Source organism: Escherichia sp. HH091_1A (genome assembly GCF_030295175.1).
In the GTDB taxonomy this organism is placed as follows: Bacteria; Pseudomonadota; Gammaproteobacteria; order Enterobacterales; family Enterobacteriaceae; genus Escherichia; species Escherichia coli_F.
In genome coordinates this window covers 1,047,439-1,063,470 of the sequence record NZ_AP025747.1, presented here as the reverse complement: position 1 = coordinate 1,063,470, position 16,032 = coordinate 1,047,439, and the positions used below count along the sequence as shown (strand labels likewise).

Annotated in this window: 18 protein-coding genes; 7 read left to right on the top strand and 11 right to left on the bottom strand. The window is 50.7% G+C overall.

Translation table 11 applies throughout. The annotated features are described in order from the left end of the window. Positions 1-42: 42 nt before the first annotated feature. From potI to QUF14_RS05030, 8 genes are all read right to left on the bottom strand, one after another. On the bottom strand, positions 43-888 hold the full coding sequence (potI, locus tag QUF14_RS05065) for a putrescine ABC transporter permease PotI (protein WP_100734021.1): 846 nt from the start codon (positions 886-888) through the stop codon (positions 43-45). Further along, positions 885-1,838, bottom strand: coding sequence for a putrescine ABC transporter permease PotH (potH, locus tag QUF14_RS05060; protein WP_000105436.1), 954 nt, complete (start codon positions 1,836-1,838; stop codon positions 885-887). The genes potI and potH overlap by 4 nt, the downstream gene beginning before the upstream one ends. 9 nt (positions 1,839-1,847) lie before the next feature. After that, positions 1,848-2,981 (bottom strand): putrescine ABC transporter ATP-binding subunit PotG, encoded by a 1,134-nt coding sequence (potG, locus tag QUF14_RS05055; protein WP_100734020.1) that lies wholly within the window; start codon positions 2,979-2,981, stop codon positions 1,848-1,850. 94 nt (positions 2,982-3,075) lie between these two features. Continuing rightward, a complete protein-coding gene (potF, locus tag QUF14_RS05050) occupies positions 3,076-4,188 on the bottom strand; it encodes a spermidine/putrescine ABC transporter substrate-binding protein PotF (RefSeq protein WP_000126075.1) in 1,113 nt (370 codons plus the stop codon). Between the two features lie 350 nt (positions 4,189-4,538). Then, a complete protein-coding gene (locus QUF14_RS05045; RefSeq protein WP_000203025.1) occupies positions 4,539-5,015 on the bottom strand; it encodes a type III secretion system chaperone family protein in 477 nt (158 codons plus the stop codon). An 87-nt stretch (positions 5,016-5,102) separates the two neighbouring features. Continuing rightward, positions 5,103-6,005, bottom strand: a complete 903-nt coding sequence (gene rimK / locus QUF14_RS05040; RefSeq protein WP_000684326.1) for a 30S ribosomal protein S6--L-glutamate ligase — start codon at positions 6,003-6,005, stop codon at positions 5,103-5,105. Between the two features lie 60 nt (positions 6,006-6,065). After that, positions 6,066-6,788, bottom strand: a complete 723-nt coding sequence (nfsA, locus tag QUF14_RS05035) for a nitroreductase NfsA (RefSeq protein WP_000189136.1) — start codon at positions 6,786-6,788, stop codon at positions 6,066-6,068. Then, entirely contained in the window at positions 6,772-7,059 is a 288-nt protein-coding gene (locus tag QUF14_RS05030; RefSeq protein WP_001201588.1) for a YbjC family protein, read from the bottom strand. The genes nfsA and QUF14_RS05030 overlap by 17 nt, the downstream gene beginning before the upstream one ends. A gap of 159 nt (positions 7,060-7,218) precedes the next feature. On the opposite strand from QUF14_RS05030, the gene grxA reads away from it, so the two are divergent. Continuing rightward, positions 7,219-7,476, top strand: coding sequence for a glutaredoxin 1 (grxA, locus tag QUF14_RS05025; RefSeq protein ID WP_100734019.1), 258 nt, complete (start codon positions 7,219-7,221; stop codon positions 7,474-7,476). 29 nt (positions 7,477-7,505) lie between these two features. Here the strand turns inward: grxA and QUF14_RS05020 are convergent, their stop codons facing one another. After that, the gene (locus QUF14_RS05020) at positions 7,506-7,883 is read right to left on the bottom strand and encodes an inner membrane protein YbjM (protein WP_000681110.1); all 378 of its coding nucleotides are present in this window, start codon (positions 7,881-7,883) and stop codon (positions 7,506-7,508) included. A gap of 269 nt (positions 7,884-8,152) precedes the next feature. Between QUF14_RS05020 and QUF14_RS05015 the strand changes: the two genes are divergently transcribed. Next, positions 8,153-9,838, top strand: a complete 1,686-nt coding sequence (locus QUF14_RS05015; RefSeq protein WP_001024886.1) for an aspartate:alanine antiporter — start codon at positions 8,153-8,155, stop codon at positions 9,836-9,838. A 174-nt stretch (positions 9,839-10,012) separates the two neighbouring features. Here the strand turns inward: QUF14_RS05015 and rcdA are convergent, their stop codons facing one another. Next, on the bottom strand, positions 10,013-10,549 hold the full coding sequence (gene rcdA, locus QUF14_RS05010) for a DNA-binding transcriptional regulator RcdA (protein WP_001295289.1): 537 nt from the start codon (positions 10,547-10,549) through the stop codon (positions 10,013-10,015). 83 nt (positions 10,550-10,632) lie between these two features. On the opposite strand from rcdA, the gene QUF14_RS05005 reads away from it, so the two are divergent. From QUF14_RS05005 to ybjH, 3 genes are all read left to right on the top strand, one after another. After that, entirely contained in the window at positions 10,633-11,841 is a 1,209-nt protein-coding gene (locus QUF14_RS05005; RefSeq protein ID WP_000217874.1) for an MFS transporter, read from the top strand. Then, positions 11,841-12,656, top strand: a complete 816-nt coding sequence (ybjI, locus tag QUF14_RS05000; RefSeq protein WP_001353328.1) for a 5-amino-6-(5-phospho-D-ribitylamino)uracil phosphatase — start codon at positions 11,841-11,843, stop codon at positions 12,654-12,656. Before QUF14_RS05005 ends, ybjI begins: the two co-directional genes overlap by 1 nt. A gap of 85 nt (positions 12,657-12,741) precedes the next feature. After that, on the top strand, positions 12,742-13,026 hold the full coding sequence (gene ybjH / locus QUF14_RS04995; RefSeq protein ID WP_000605918.1) for a protein YbjH: 285 nt from the start codon (positions 12,742-12,744) through the stop codon (positions 13,024-13,026). A 41-nt stretch (positions 13,027-13,067) separates the two neighbouring features. Here the strand turns inward: ybjH and mdfA are convergent, their stop codons facing one another. Beyond that, positions 13,068-14,300, bottom strand: coding sequence for a multidrug efflux MFS transporter MdfA (gene mdfA, locus QUF14_RS04990; protein WP_100734018.1), 1,233 nt, complete (start codon positions 14,298-14,300; stop codon positions 13,068-13,070). A gap of 285 nt (positions 14,301-14,585) precedes the next feature. Here mdfA and ybjG point away from each other — a divergent pair, with 285 nt between their 5' ends. Both ybjG and deoR read left to right on the top strand, forming a co-directional pair. Beyond that, on the top strand, positions 14,586-15,182 hold the full coding sequence (gene ybjG, locus QUF14_RS04985) for an undecaprenyl-diphosphate phosphatase (protein ID WP_024212110.1): 597 nt from the start codon (positions 14,586-14,588) through the stop codon (positions 15,180-15,182). Positions 15,183-15,239: 57 nt separating this feature from the next. After that, positions 15,240-15,998: a DNA-binding transcriptional repressor DeoR gene (deoR, locus tag QUF14_RS04980; RefSeq protein ID WP_000450117.1), complete on the top strand. Its 759-nt coding sequence runs from the start codon at positions 15,240-15,242 to the stop codon at positions 15,996-15,998. Positions 15,999-16,032: the final 34 nt, after the last annotated feature.

Sequence of the window (16,032 nt, the reverse complement as noted above, 5' to 3'; positions counted from 1 at the left end):
ATGCGCGGCATTATGTAGCCAGGTTGGCAAATTTTAGTGTCTTCAGCCACGTCTTGCACGCTGGATGTCGCGTATCCGCTGTTTTTCTGCACGCGCCATCAGATACCAGGCGATAAATCCGACAATTCCGACCGCGCCGAGGAGCAATGTTGCCAGGGCGTTGATTTCCGGATTCACCCCCATCCGCACGCTGGAGAAGACCAGCATCGGTAACGTGGTGGCTCCTGGCCCGGAAACAAAGCTGGCAATCACCAGATCGTCGAGCGACAGAGTAAAAGCCAGTAACCAGCCAGAAATGATCGCGGGCATGATCATCGGTAGCGTAATGACGAAAAACACTTTCAGCGGCGTCGCACCGAGATCCATCGCTGCTTCTTCAATGGAACGGTCCAGCTCCCGCAGACGCGACGAAATAACGACTGCCACATAAGCCGTACAGAAAGTGACATGCGCCAGCCAGATGGTGAGCATGCCTCGCTCCGCAGGCCAGCCGATGGCATGTGCAAGTGCGACAAATAACAACAACAGCGACAAGCCCGTGATGACATCTGGCATCACCAGCGGCGCGGTGATCATAAAGGCAAAACCATTTGATCCGCGAAACCTGCCAAAGCGCACCAGCACGACCGCCGCAATCGTCCCGAGGATCGCCGCCGCCGTTGCCGCACAGGCAGCTATTGTCAGGCTTAAACCAACCGCGCTCATCATCGCGTCATCACGCAGTAATTCGCCATACCAGCGCGTTGACCAGCCCGCCCACACCGTCACCAGCTTCGAGCTGTTAAACGAATAGATAACCAGCATCAGCATTGGCGCGTAGAGAAAGGTGAAGCCCAACAGCAAAATCACAATTCGCCAGGGCGAACGAACCACCGGTAAATTATTCATCCGTGTTCTCCCACGCTTTTTTGCTGATGCTTGTGGAACCACATTATCGGCACAATTAGCAGCAACAACATGATGATCGCCACTGCCGAGGCCACCGGCCAGTCACGGTTGTTAAAGAACTCCTGCCACAGCACGCGTCCGATCATGATGCTATCCGGACCGCCGAGCAGCTCCGGGATTACAAACTCGCCCACTGCCGGAATAAAAACCAGCATCGATCCGGCAATAATACCCCCTTTGGTGAGCGGCACGATCACAGTAAAGAATGTTTTCAGCGGTCGAGCGCCGAGATCCAGTGCCGCTTCCACCAGCGAATAATCAATACGAATCAAGGCGGTGTAGATCGGCAGCACCATAAACGGTACATAGGCATAAACAATGCCAATATAAACGGCCAGGTTTGTATGCAGAATGGTCAGCGGCTGGTCGATAACCCCCAGCCATAGCAGAAAGTTATTCAGCACGCCGTTATTTTTTAATATTCCCATCCAGGCATAAACGCGGATCAGAAACGAGGTCCACGACGGCAGGATCACCAGCAGCAATAAGATATTGCGGGTCGAAGGCTTACTGTGCGCCACCGCCCACGCCAGCGGATAGCCGATCAGTAAACAGCAAATTGTCGAAATCGCCGCCACCTGTAACGACTGGAGATATGCATCGAAATAGAGCGGATCGTCAGTCAGTTGCAGGAAATTACCAAGATTGAGGGTGATGGAAAGTTGCCCGTCAGCCCACTCCATCAGTTCGGTATAAGGTGGAATAGCGCGCGCCATCTCCGCCAGACTTATTTTAAAGACGATCAGAAATGGCAGCAGAAACAGTAAGATCAACCAGATATACGGCAACGCAATGACCAGTTTGCGCCCATGCTTCATTTGCAGCTGCGACAACCACAGCTTAAATCCGCCCGGCGGTTTCGACTGGGCAGCAGGTTCAAGTGTACTCATCTTTGCTCCTTAAACCGTCAGCACCACACAACTGTCCACTTCCCAGCACAAGCGCACTTCATCGCCCCAGGTGGGTAATCCTTTACGATAGCGATGGGCGTTTTGTAGCTGGGCGCTGATCATCTGCCCGCTTTTCAGGCGAACGTGATACACCGAAAGATCGCCGAGATAGGCAATGTGCATCACCTCCCCCACCGCGAAGTTACAACCATTGGCGGGCGGTGCTTCGCAAAGCATGATTTTTTCCGGCCGCAGCGCCACATGCACCGGCACGTTATCGACCACCGAAGCATCTACATCAACTTTCAGTGGATGCACCAGCCCCGGCGAATAAAGCACCAGACCATCTTCCTGACGCTCTTTGAGTACACCTTCAAAGACGTTTACCGAACCGATAAATTCAGCACTGTAGCGCGTGGTCGGATGCTCGTAGATCTCTTCCGGCTCGCCAATCTGGACAAATTTCCCACGATTCATAATGGCGATGCGCCCCGCCATGGTCATCGCCTCTTCCTGATCGTGAGTGACCATTACGCAGGTCACACCGACGCGCTCCAGAATATCCACCACTTCAAGCTGCATCCGGTCACGCAGCTTTTTATCCAGCGCGCCCATCGGCTCATCGAGCAGTAATAGTTTCGGACGTTTGGCGAGGCTTCGGGCCAGGGCCACACGCTGACGCTGACCACCGGAAAGCTGATGCGGTTTGCGTTTGGCGAACTCCTGCATATACACCAGCCCAAGCATCTCATTGACCCGGCTGGCAATTTCCGCTTTCGGTAGTTTGTCCTGTTTCAGGCCAAAAGCGATGTTCTGTTCCACGGTCATATGCGGAAACAGCGCGTAAGACTGAAACATCATATTGATGGGGCGCAGGTAAGGCGGCACCTGTGACAAATCGACGCCATCGAGCATAATCTGCCCGGCAGAAGGTTGTTCAAAACCTGCCAGCATACGCAGCAGCGTGGACTTGCCACAGCCGGATGCGCCCAGCAGCGCGAAGATTTCGCCTTTATAGATGGTCAGGCTGACATCATCGACCGCATGCTGACCATCGTAAGATTTAGTCAGATTACGGATTTCTAATAGTGGCGTCAGCGCCTTACGGGTTTTCGCCTGGGGGCGAGGGATAGCGTCATTCACGGCTGCTCTCCGGCATTGAATGTGTGCAAGCGCACCATGATGGTGCGAATTGCCGGCGGGTGTGGTGCGCCCGTCCGGCATCTACGGCTGCGGATTATTTTCCGCTCTTCACTTTGGTCCACGCGCGGGTGCGCACACGGTCGATTTTCGGATCCTGCACTTTCAGAGTGAACAGCTTCGCACGGACATCCGCCGGAGGATAAATCCCTGGATTATCACGCACTTCCGCGCTTACCAGCGGCGTAGCTTCTTTGTTAGCATTGGCATAGAACACATGGTCAGAGATATGCGCTACGACATCCGGACGCAGCAGGTAATTCAGGAACTGATAAGCTTCGTCTTTATTTTTGGCATCCGCAGGCATGGCAAATACATCAAAGAATGCCATCGCCCCTTCTTTCGGAATCGAGAACGAGACATTCACGCCATTCTTTGCTTCCTTCGCGCGGTTTGACGCCTGCCAGACATCGCCCGCCCAGCCGATAGCGACGCAAATATCGCCGTTTGCCAGGTCGTTAATATATTGAGATGAATGGAAATAACGAATGTTCGGGCGCAGCTTTAACAGCAGATCGGTTGCCGGTCCGGTGTAATCATCTGCTTTAGTGCTGTTGGGATCTTTACCGAGATAATTCAGCACGGTAGCAAACACTTCTTCCGGTGCATCAAGGAAAGAGACGCCGCAGCTTTTCAGTTTTTCCAGATTTTCAGGTTTGAGGATCAAGTCCCAGCTATCGACGGGCGCGTTTTCGCCCAGCACCGCTTTAACTTTATCGACGTTATAACCAATCCCGGTCGTCGCCCACATATAGGGCATAGCAAATTTATTGTCGGGATCGTGTTTGGCGACCAACTTCAGCAGTTCCGGGTCGAGATTCTTCCACTCAGGCAATTTGCTTTTATCCAGCGGCTGGAAAACTCCCGCAGTCAACTGGCGCTCCAGAAAGCTGGCAGATGGAACCACCAGGTCAAAGCCGGTGCTCCCTGCCATTAATTTGCCTTCCAGTACTTCGTTAGAGTCGAAAACATCGTAGACGACTTTAATACCGGTTTCTTTTTCAAAATTGGCCACCGTGTCCGGGGCGATATAATCAGACCAGTTATAAATGTGGAGTGTTTTTTGTTCAGCCGCGAGCGTGCCGACAGAGACGGCCATCAGAGCACCCGCAACCAGACCCGATAGCCATTTTTTATTTAAGGCGGTCATATCTCTTTCCTTCTGAAAGTTCGTTAACAAACGAACAAAAGTTGTCACACTGAAAGATATGCAATATTCGTGCATATTTTTTATCGGCTCGGTGTAAGAAAAGAGAACTCTCTCCCGGCCAGCACTGCTCGCTATATAAAAGCATCGCAAGAATAACTTTAGCCAGGGTTTGAGACTATAGCTCGGATTAAAAAACGGTATTTAACAAATTTTTATGCGTATTTGCTCTATGTGATAAAGCCAAATCGGCACAAGAGAAGTGAGATAATCTTTAAGAAAAGGTTAAAAACAGCAGATAATTTTGCAGCACGCAGTCACTGCGGCAGCGACTGCGTACTCGAAAGGAGTTATCAGTGGAGGAAATAGTTTTCGGTAACGTTGTTTTGCCCTTCATCGTCAGTCGGTAACAGCAGTTGATGGGCATTAGCTTCAAGAATGACCATCGAAATCTGCTCTTCGCTCTGACGCACGAACCATGCAAACTGCTCATAGGTTACGCCCTGCATAACGGATAAAGACTGGCAAACCACCAGCTTTGGCAGATTATCATCCTGCATATCAAGAAATGCTTTCACGGTCAGCGAACTGGCATTGATGGCTGATAAATCCGCCGCCAGCGGTAACACGGCTGAAGGTCGGACTTCCGCCATGGCAGAAAACAGGATCGTGTTATCGATCAGATCGATTTTGGCATCAAAGACACCGTCGAAATTCTGCATATGGGGCAGATGCAGAGCCTGACAGTTATCACATTCAAAAAAACTCATCCCCAGGTCATCGAGCCATTGACGCAACGTATCCAGACCAGGAACGACCAGCGATGTCATAATTTTGTACAACCTCTTCCGATAAAAAGACCGGCACAGCTTACGCAAAAAGCGCAGGCAAAACCATGATCAGTAATGTGATTGCGACTAACCACCCGTTTTCAGGCAATATTCTGTCGTGGCGTTGCGTTCGATCCAACGGATCATTTTACTCGCGATGTCGATACCGGTGGTTTTTTCTATTCCTTCCAGCCCCGGCGACGCATTCACCTCCATCACCAATGGCCCGCGATTAGCACGCAGAATATCCACACCAGCAACGTCCAGCGCCATCGTTCGCGCGGCTTTTATCGCGATTTCACGCTCCTGTGGTGTGATACTGGCGACGCTTGCCGCACCGCCACGATGCAAATTGGAACGAAAATCGCCCTCTTTCGCCCGCCTTTCAATCGCAGCGACCACTTCATCGCCGACAACCAGGCAGCGGATATCGCACCCTTGCGCCTCTTTGATATATTCCTGCACCAGAATATGCGCGTTCAGACCGCGAAAGGCGTCAATCACGCTTTCCGCCGCCTGACGCGTCTCCGCCAGCACGACACCAATTCCCTGCGTACCTTCAACCAGCTTAACCACCAGCGGCGCACCACCGACCATGTCGATTAAATCGCTGGTATCATCCGGCGAATGCGCAATGCCCGTGACAGGCAGGTCGATGCCCTGACGCGCCAGCAGTTGCATCGAACGCAATTTGTCACGCGCCCGGGCAATGGCGACCGACTCATTGAGCGGATAGCTCCCCAGCATCTCGAACTGGCGCAGTGCCGCCGTCCCATAAAAGGTAATGGCGGTGCCAATACGCGGGATCACAGCGTCAAAATGGGGTAACTTGCGGCCTTTGTAGTGAATAGAAGACGCCGCAGGATTTATGTTCATGTAGCAAGAAAGCGGATCAAGAATTTCAACCAGGTGACCACGCTGTATAGCGGCTTCACGCAGCCGCTTACACGAATAGAGCGTTCCATCCCGGGACAATATGGCAATTTTCACCTTGCACCTCTCTGTCAGACCTGGTCAAAAGCCCGCGTATCATACATCGGCGTGGCGGTTTTAGCGCGTCGCCCAACCCTGTTTGTGCAAATAATCCAGAATAAATGGGCGGCTTTCTTTAATGATTGTTCGGCGGATATGATCGCTCCAGGTATCCCTGCGATTATTGCTGCCACGGGTGAGGTAATATTCCGCCAGTTGCTCGTCATACTGCGCCAGTGCATCTTTATCCAGCGGTTGATAGCTGTTTTCATGCACCAAAATGGAAGCCGGTAAACGCGGCTTAAGATCCGGATTATCCGCAGGCCAGCCAAGGCACATCCCAAACAGCGGCAGAACATGCTGCGGTAATTTCAGCAGTTCCGTCACCGCTTCAATATTATTGCGCAGGCCGCCGATATATACCCCGCCCAATCCCAGCGATTCCGCTGCGGTTAACGCATTCTGCGCCATCATTGCCGTATCAACGACACCGAGCAACAGTTGTTCCGCCAGGCCAAGTTGTGCATCCGGACAGATCTGTAAATGGCGGTTAAAGTCGGCACAGAACACCCAAAACTCCGCCGCTTTCGCTACGTGTTTTTGCCCGCCGGTCAGCGTCACCAGTTCATCACGTAACGCTTTGTCGGTAATGCGAATAATGCTACTGCACTGCAAAAAACTGGAACTGGACGTCGCACGGGCGCTGTTAATAATCGCCTCACGCTGCGCTTCGGAAATGGGTTCATCAGTGAAATGGCGAATGGAGCGATGGCCACAAATAAGTTCAATGGTTGGCGTCATTATCTTTTTCTCTTTCTGAACGTGGATATTGCGGTGGACGGTTCATCAACTGTGGGGCTATACGTTTTGCCACCTGAAGAGTAACCACCACCGCAGCGGGAAGCATGAGCAAAACACCGAGAAAAATCATCAGAATCTGCCCCTCTGGCCAAGAAAATGGCTCAGGCAGCGACAGGACGTCGCTTACCGACAGTAGCGCCACCGTCAGCAACATCATCCCGATAAATTCCAGTATCACCACGCTTTTAGGCAATTTACCGATCGCGCGCATACGCTTCCCTCAGCAAAGTAAGACCTCAGTCTATAACTTTTCACAGTATTGTGTTTAACAGTTATAGCTTTTAGCAATTAATGCAACAGGTTAAACCTACTTTCAGCGAATACATTTTGGCGTGATCATTACCGGCATAAACCGATGAGGAGAGAAACAATGCAAACCGTTATTTTTGGTCATCCGGGTTGCCCTTACTGTGTGCGCGCAAAAGATCTGGCTGAGAAGTTGAGCAATGAACGCGATGATTTTCAGTATCAGTATGTAGATATTCGTGCGGAAGGGATCACTAAAGAAGATCTACAACAAAAGGCAGGTATACCCGTAGAAACCGTGCCGCAGATTTTTGTCGATCAGCAACATATCGGCGGCTATACCGATTTTGCTGCATGGGTGAAAGAGAATCTGGACGCCTGATCGTCTGATAAGCCCTCGCGTTGAGGGCTTCATTGATTTTTTCTGTGCTGTGATTTAAACAAACTGCTGATAAATAAGAAACACAATGCCCCCAACGCACACCAGAACACCGCACTTAATAACCATGCCAGCTCTTGCCAGAATGAGCGCGTTGGTGAAAAAAACAGCCGCATTATGAGCATCGAACAGGGTGCCGCCAGCATTGCGCCAAACAGAGGTTTCAGGACTTCTCTACGCTGTGAAAAGAAGCTGGCAACCGCTCCAGGAAGAATGAAAAACAGCAAACCAATTTCAGGATGCCCGGCAGCCCGAAAAGCGCCTTTCATGTGCGTCGCCAGAAAAAGGCACACCACAATGAAGAGGACAAAACAGCAGATTGCCCCCGCCCAACGTTGTTTATGTTTCACTCGTTCCTCCTGACACTGCGTCTATCGAACACATTTTTCGCCAGTGTGGCGTTCAGTAAGATAAAGCCGCTTCGCATTCCATGCTAATATAGGCCAACGCAATTCATATAGCCGTTGATACCTAATGTGATTACACTAGTAAAATATATTGTTACTTTACTATCGTTTAGGTGCGCTGAATGAATCTGCGCCCTGAATTCTGGTAAAAAACATTATCGTAAATTACCATTTCTTTCAACAGCTTACTAGTAAACAAGAAGTTAGCCTCCGTGAATATAAACGTCGCCGAATTGTTAAATGGGAATTACATTCTGTTATTATTTGTGGTCCTCGCGCTTGGGCTATGTCTCGGAAAGTTACGACTTGGTTCGATCCAACTGGGTAATTCCATTGGCGTTTTAGTCGTATCGCTGTTATTAGGCCAACAACATTTCAGCATTAACACCGACGCGCTTAATCTTGGCTTTATGCTGTTTATTTTCTGCGTCGGGGTCGAAGCTGGACCGAACTTTTTTTCCATTTTTTTTCGCGATGGGAAAAATTACCTAATGTTAGCACTGGTGATGGTTGGCAGTGCGCTGGTGATCGCCTTAGGGTTAGGTAAGCTGTTTGGCTGGGATATTGGCCTGACGGCCGGTATGTTAGCAGGCTCTATGACGTCAACACCGGTTTTGGTCGGTGCTGGCGATACACTGCGTCATTCCGGCATGGAAAGCAGGCAGCTCTCACAGGCACTGGATAATCTGAGCCTCGGGTATGCCTTAACCTATTTAATCGGTCTGGTGAGTTTGATTGTTGGTGCGCGTTACTTGCCGAAATTGCAGCATCAGGACTTACAGACCAGCGCCCAGCAAATCGCCCGTGAACGTGGCCTGGACACGGATGCCAACCGTAAGGTTTATTTGCCGGTGATCCGCGCCTACCGCGTCGGCCCGGAGCTGGTAGCCTGGACCGACGGCAAAAATCTGCGTGAACTGGGTATTTATCGACAAACTGGCTGTTACATTGAACGTATTCGGCGTAACGGGATTCTGGCAAATCCAGACGGTGATGCCGTACTACAAATGGGCGATGAAATAGCGTTGGTAGGCTATCCCGACGCCCACGCCCGACTCGATCCCAGTTTCCGTAATGGCAAAGAAGTTTTCGATCGTGACCTTCTCGACATGCGTATCGTCACTGAAGAAGTGGTCGTTAAAAACCATAACGCTGTAGGCAAACGTCTCGCACAACTGAAGTTGACCGATCACGGTTGCTTCCTTAACCGCGTCATTCGTAGCCAGATTGAGATGCCGATTGATGACAACGTCGTGCTTAACAAAGGTGACGTTTTACAAGTCAGCGGCGATGCCCGTCGCGTAAAAACCATCGCCGATCGCATCGGCTTTATCTCGATTCACAGCCAGGTCACTGACTTGCTGGCATTCTGCGCCTTCTTTGTTATTGGGCTGATGATCGGGATGATCACCTTCCAGTTCAGCACATTCAGTTTCGGCATGGGGAACGCTGCCGGGTTGTTATTCGCCGGAATTATGCTGGGCTTTATGCGCGCTAACCACCCGACCTTCGGTTACATTCCGCAGGGTGCATTAAGCATGGTGAAGGAGTTCGGCTTGATGGTGTTTATGGCAGGCGTTGGTCTGAGCGCTGGTAGTGGTATTAATAACGGCCTGGGCGCGATTGGCGGTCAGATGTTGATTGCCGGATTGATTGTCAGTCTGGTGCCAGTGGTTATCTGCTTCTTGTTCGGTGCTTATGTATTGCGAATGAACCGCGCACTGTTGTTCGGCGCAATGATGGGCGCACGCACCTGCGCGCCGGCAATGGAGATCATCAGTGATACAGCTCGCAGTAATATCCCGGCGCTGGGCTATGCGGGCACTTACGCAATCGCCAACGTCCTGCTGACGCTGGCTGGGACAATCATCGTCATGGTATGGCCAGGATTAGGATAAAACTGAAGTTGCCCTGAAAATGAAATTTTTTTGCACAACCGCAGAACTTTTCCGCAGGGCATCAGTCTTAATTAGTGCCACTGCTTTTCTTTGATGTCCCCATTTTGTGGAGCCCATCAACCCCGCCATTTTGGTTCAAGGTTGGTGGGTTTTTTGTTATCTAAAATTTATCTACTACCCTGCAACCCTCTCAACCATCCTCAAAATCTCCTCGCGCGATAGCGGCTTACGGTCGGTGACAAAATGCAGCGTCATCCCCTCAATAAACGCATCAAGCGCGCGGGCGGTTCCGGGTTCAAACCATTGTTCGAGCGTTTGCTGACTGCGCTGCATCCAGTTTTGCATTACCGTTTTTAATAGCGGTTTTCGGCTAGCCAGCGCGTAGAGCTGGTACATCAGCTCCATGTTATCCGGCGTTGCAACCTGTGAGCTGTAGATCATATCGGTGATAGCCTGGCATGCGCCCGGAGCATCACTAACATCGCTAAAAAATGCCTGATATTGCCGGGACATGATCTCAGTAAAACTGCTGAACGCCTCCAGCAACAACTCATCAATTCCTGAAAAATAGTAGGTCATCGACCCCAACGGTACCCCGGCAAGGGTAGCAATTTTGCGGTGCGTAACGGCATGTATTCCGTAAAGTTTCACCGCCTCCAGCGTGGCCTGGATAATTTTTTCTCGCCGTTGCGGATCGTTAGCGCGACGCATGTCATTTCCTCTCTCTGCAATTGTGTACAAATGTACACAACCTTGCTAATGTTGTCTTCCCTCTTCTTATTTTGACGTGATCTATGACCGTAAATTCTTCACGTAATGCATTGAAACGCCGAACCTGGGCGCTGTTTATGTTCTTCTTTTTGCCGGGCCTGTTAATGGCGTCCTGGGCAACTCGTACACCTGCTATCCGCGATATTCTTTCTGTTTCGATCGCTGAAATGGGCGGAGTCCTCTTTGGTCTGTCGATCGGTTCAATGAGCGGTATTCTCTGCTCGGCGTGGTTAGTGAAACGCTTTGGGACGCGTAATGTCATCCTGGTCACGATGTCCTGCGCATTGCTCGGGATGATGATATTAAGCCTGGCGCTCTGGCTGACATCGCCCGTGCTCTTTGCCGTTGGTCTAGGCGTCTTTGGGGCTAGTTTTGGTTCTGCAGAAGTGGCGATAAACGTTGAGGGTGCCGCCGTTGAGCGAGAAATGAATAAAACGGTTTTACCGATGATGCACGGTTTTTATAGCCTGGGCACGCTGGCAGGCGCTGGTGTCGGGATGGCACTGACGGCCTTTGGCGTTCCGGCAACGGTGCATATTTTATTGGCGGCACTGGTAGGCATCGCGCCTATTTATATTGCTATTCAGGCAATACCTGACGGTACTGGCAAAAATGCTGCCGATGGCACGCAGCATGGCGAAAAAGGTGTACCTTTTTATCGCGATATCCAGTTGCTGCTGATTGGTGTCGTGGTTCTGGCGATGGCCTTTGCCGAAGGTTCTGCCAACGACTGGTTACCCTTATTAATGGTTGACGGTCACGGTTTTAGCCCCACTTCCGGCTCGCTGATTTATGCCGGTTTTACCCTGGGGATGACCGTTGGACGCTTCACCGGCGGTTGGTTCATCGACCGTTACAGTCGCGTTGCCGTGGTACGGACCAGTGCACTAATGGGAGCGTTGGGTATTGGGCTGATTATTTTTGTCGATAGCGCCTGGGTCGCTGGGGTCTCTGTTGTACTTTGGGGACTGGGTGCCTCGCTGGGCTTCCCACTGACCATTTCTGCCGCCAGCGATACCGGCCCCGATGCACCGACCCGCGTCAGCGTGGTAGCAACGACCGGTTATCTGGCTTTCCTCGTCGGGCCGCCGCTGCTGGGCTATCTCGGCGAACATTATGGATTACGTAGTGCAATGCTGGTTGTACTGGCGCTGGTTATTCTTGCGGCTATTGTCGCGAAAGCCGTCGCCAAACCCAATACCAAAACGCAGACGGCGATGGAGAATAGTTGATGAGCATTAAATTAATTGCGGTAGACATGGATGGTACTTTCTTAAGCGATCAAAAAACCTATAACCGTGAGCGGTTTATGGCTCAGTATCAGCAGATGAAAGCACAAGGCATTCGCTTTGTGGTCGCCAGCGGGAATCAATATTATCAGTTGATCTCTTTCTTCCCTGAAATTGCTAATGAAATTGCCTTTGTGGCAGAAAACGGCGGTTGGGTTGTAAGCGAAGGCAAAGATGTTTTTAATGGCGAGCTGTCGAAGGATGCGTTTGCTACTGTGGTGGAACATTTACTGACGCGCCCAGAAGTGGAAATTATTGCCTGCGGAAAAAATAGCGCCTATACCCTCAAAAAATATGACGATGCCATGAAAACGGTGGCGGAAATGTATTATCACCGTCTGGAATACGTCGATAACTTTGATAATTTAGAAGATATCTTCTTTAAGTTTGGCCTGAATCTTTCCGATGAACTGATACCACAAGTGCAAAAAGCATTACATGAGACCATCGGCGATATTATGGTGCCGGTCCACACCGGCAACGGCAGCATCGATCTGATTATCCCCGGCGTACATAAAGCGAATGGCCTGCGCCAACTTCAGAAATTATGGGGAATAGACGACAGCGAAGTGGTGGTCTTCGGCGATGGTGGTAACGATATTGAGATGCTGCGTCAGGCAGGCTTTAGTTTTGCGATGGAAAATGCCGGCAGCGCGGTCGTCGCAGCGGCAAAATACCGGGCAGGCTCCAATAATCATGAAGGTGTACTGGATGTGATCGATAAAGTTCTTAAACACGAAGCGCCTTTTGATCAATAAAAACGGTAGCACGCCCGGCAACACAAAGCCTGAATGAAGGCTGCATAATTCGCAGAAATTAACCCGCTGCATTATTTCAGGCGAAATGATTATGAGAAATTGTCTACTGTTGGGCGCGCTTTTAATGGGCTTTACTGGTGTGGCGATGGCGCAAAGTGTCACCGTCGATGTGCCGAGTGGATACAAAGTGGTTGTGGTCCCTGATTCAGTCAGCGTTCCACAAGCAGTCAGCGTCGCGACTGTGCCGCAAACCGTCTATGTGGCTCCTGCGCCAGCTCCGGCTTACCGCCCGCATCCGTATGTTCGCCATCTTGCCAGCGTAGGTGAAGGGATGGTTATCGAACACCAGATTGATGACCATCACCATTAATTTGAAAATGCCTGATTGCTTTGCGCAATCAGGAATTTTTTTTACCCTTCGTGCGAATTTCCCATCTGTTTATCTTTTAAAAAGATAACCATCAGCAGCAGCCACAAAATCCCGTTGGCAAGGTTGAAGAGATTAAACAGGCCGTTGCCCCCATTCAGCCAGGCATGTTTGCTGATTTCAATACCGACGGTAAAAATAAGCATTTGCAACATTCCCATCGCCGCAGAAACCGTACCTTTACTCATATCGCTGGCAAACAGGCTCAATCGCACCAATCCCGCATTCGCCAGGCCAATACCGAAAGCATAAATACTTAACCCGGCGGTCATCCACAAATACGCGTGCGATGAGATAACCGTTGCCGCAGCAGCGACCAATAGGCCAATCATAATCGGCCAGCCGCCCATAATAATCAATGAACGTACGGTGCGGCGCGAGGTCAGACGCGCTAGCAGCAAGTTACCCGCAATTAATGCCCCGAAAATAGGCACTTGCAGCAAGCCATATTCATAGCTACTCAACTGCTCGCCGGTAATGATGATAATCGGCGACTGGGCGATCCACGCCAGCAACGGCAGGCTAACAAATCCCAGCGCCAGTGCCCCTGCCACAAAGCGACCGTTCTTCAGCACCAGCTTATAGTCACGACCGAGTTCTTTCAGCGACAGTTTCTCGCCTATACGCGTGGCGGTTTCAGGCATGGCTCGTTGCAGACCGAAAAAGGAGATCGCTGCCAATGAGGCAAACAAGACGAACATCCCTTCCCAGGGCAGCACATGGATCCACGCCGCGCCCACCAGCGGACCAAGTAGCGGAGCAATCAGCGCCACGTTCGCCATCAGCGCGGTGATCTTGATACAAACCGCCTCTTCGGAGGACTCCTGAATTGCGGCGTAACCCACAGCGCCAATGAAACAGAGGCTTATGCCCTGCAAGAAGCGCAACAGCGTGAATTGTTCAATGTTTTGCGCCAGTAATATCGCCAGACAAGTGATGATAAACCACACTACTCCCGCCAGCATCACCGGACGGCGACCAATACGATCCGACAGTGGTCCCAGCAGCCACTGTAAAAACATCCCGCCCGCCAGATACGCGGTCATCGAAGTAGGAACCCAATCAATGCCCGCCTGATACTGCTCCACCACGGCCAACATGCCGGGTTGAATCATATCGTTGCCGATATAGGTTGAAAATTCGTAAAGCACCAGACAGAGAGGGAAAAGTAACGCCTGACGTCCAAGCCTGGCACCGGAAGCTAATCTATTTTGCATGCAATTTCTTCGCCAATAATAATCGCGCAAAGTTTAATAAAAGCGCAGCTAACGAGAAAGCGAATTTTGTAGCTGAAACTTCGGTTAAGCACATTCTTACATTATTGCGAGTATAGCTACGCTTTCTTTAAGTTTTATTTAACCTATGCTCGTTACAATCAGCCACCGTAAACAGGGCCGCTTGAGGGAAATAAGACGATGCCGCTTTACCCAGTTTAACCTGCACTTTATTCTCAACGACTTGCCTGTATTGGCTCCCTTTTAATCACTTTGCGTCGGGAAGTTATGCTGGAAAATTTGAATCTCTCTCTATTCTCTCTTATTAACGCGACGCCAGACTCGGCTCCGTGGATGATCTCGTTGGCGATTTTTATTGCTAAAGATTTGATTACCGTGGTGCCGCTGCTGGCCGCAGTACTTTGGTTGTGGGGGCTTACAGCACAACGGCAACTGGTGATAAAAATCGCTATCGCGCTAGTCGTCAGCCTGTTAGTGTCCTGGACGATGGGGCATCTTTTCCCACACGACCGACCCTTTGTCGAGAATATCGGCTATAACTTCCTGCATCATGCGGCGGATGACTCATTCCCGAGCGATCATGGTACGGTAATTTTCACCTTTGCACTGGCATTTTTATGCTGGCATCGCCTGTGGTCCGGTTCCCTTTTAATGGTACTGGCTGTTGTCATTGCCTGGTCGCGCGTTTATCTTGGCGTGCACTGGCCGCTGGATATGCTCGGTGGATTGCTGGCAGGTATGATTGGCTGCCTTAGCGCTCAGATTATCTGGCAAGCGATAGGGCATAAACTCTATCAACGTCTGCAATCATGGTATCGCTTCTGTTTTGCATTACCGATCCGCAAAGGCTGGGTGCGTGACTGATCTCTGCTAAAAAGTGTAGTATTGAGCGGCTCGCTTCAATAACTATTCAGAGGGATTATGGAAACACGTCGCGAAGAGCGTATCGGGCAACTGCTGCAAGAATTAAAACGCAGCGATAAGTTACATCTTAAAGACGCCGCCGCCCTGCTTGGGGTTTCGGAGATGACGATTCGTCGCGATCTGAACAACCACAGCGCCCCCGTCGTTTTGCTTGGCGGCTATATTGTTCTGGAACCGCGCAGCGCCAGCCATTACCTGTTAAGCGATCAAAAATCCCGTCTGGTAGAGGAAAAACGCCGGGCGGCAAAACTGGCTGCGACGCTGGTAGAACCCGATCAGACCCTCTTTTTTGACTGTGGCACCACCACACCGTGGATTATTGAAGCGATTGATAATGAAATCCCTTTTACCGCCATTTGTTATTCGCTAAATACCTTTCTGGCACTGAAAGAGAAACCTCATTGCCGCGCGTTTCTTTGCGGTGGTGAATTTCACGCCAGCAACGCCATTTTCAAACCCATCGATTTTCAGCAAACGCTGAATAATTTTTGCCCGGATATCGCTTTTTATTCCGCGGCGGGGGTGCATGTCAGTAAGGGCGCTACCTGTTTTAATCTTGAAGAGTTGCCGGTAAAACACTGGGCCATGTCGATGGCGCAAAAGCATGTGCTGGTTGTCGACCACAGTAAATTTGGCAAGGTGCGTCCGGCACGCATGGGTGACCTGAAACGCTTTGATATTGTAGTGAGCGATTGTTGCCCGGAAGATGAGTATGTGAAGTACGCGCAGACGCAGCGTATTAAGTTGATGTATTAACAACGAATAACCGGATGACGTTCGCGCCATCCGG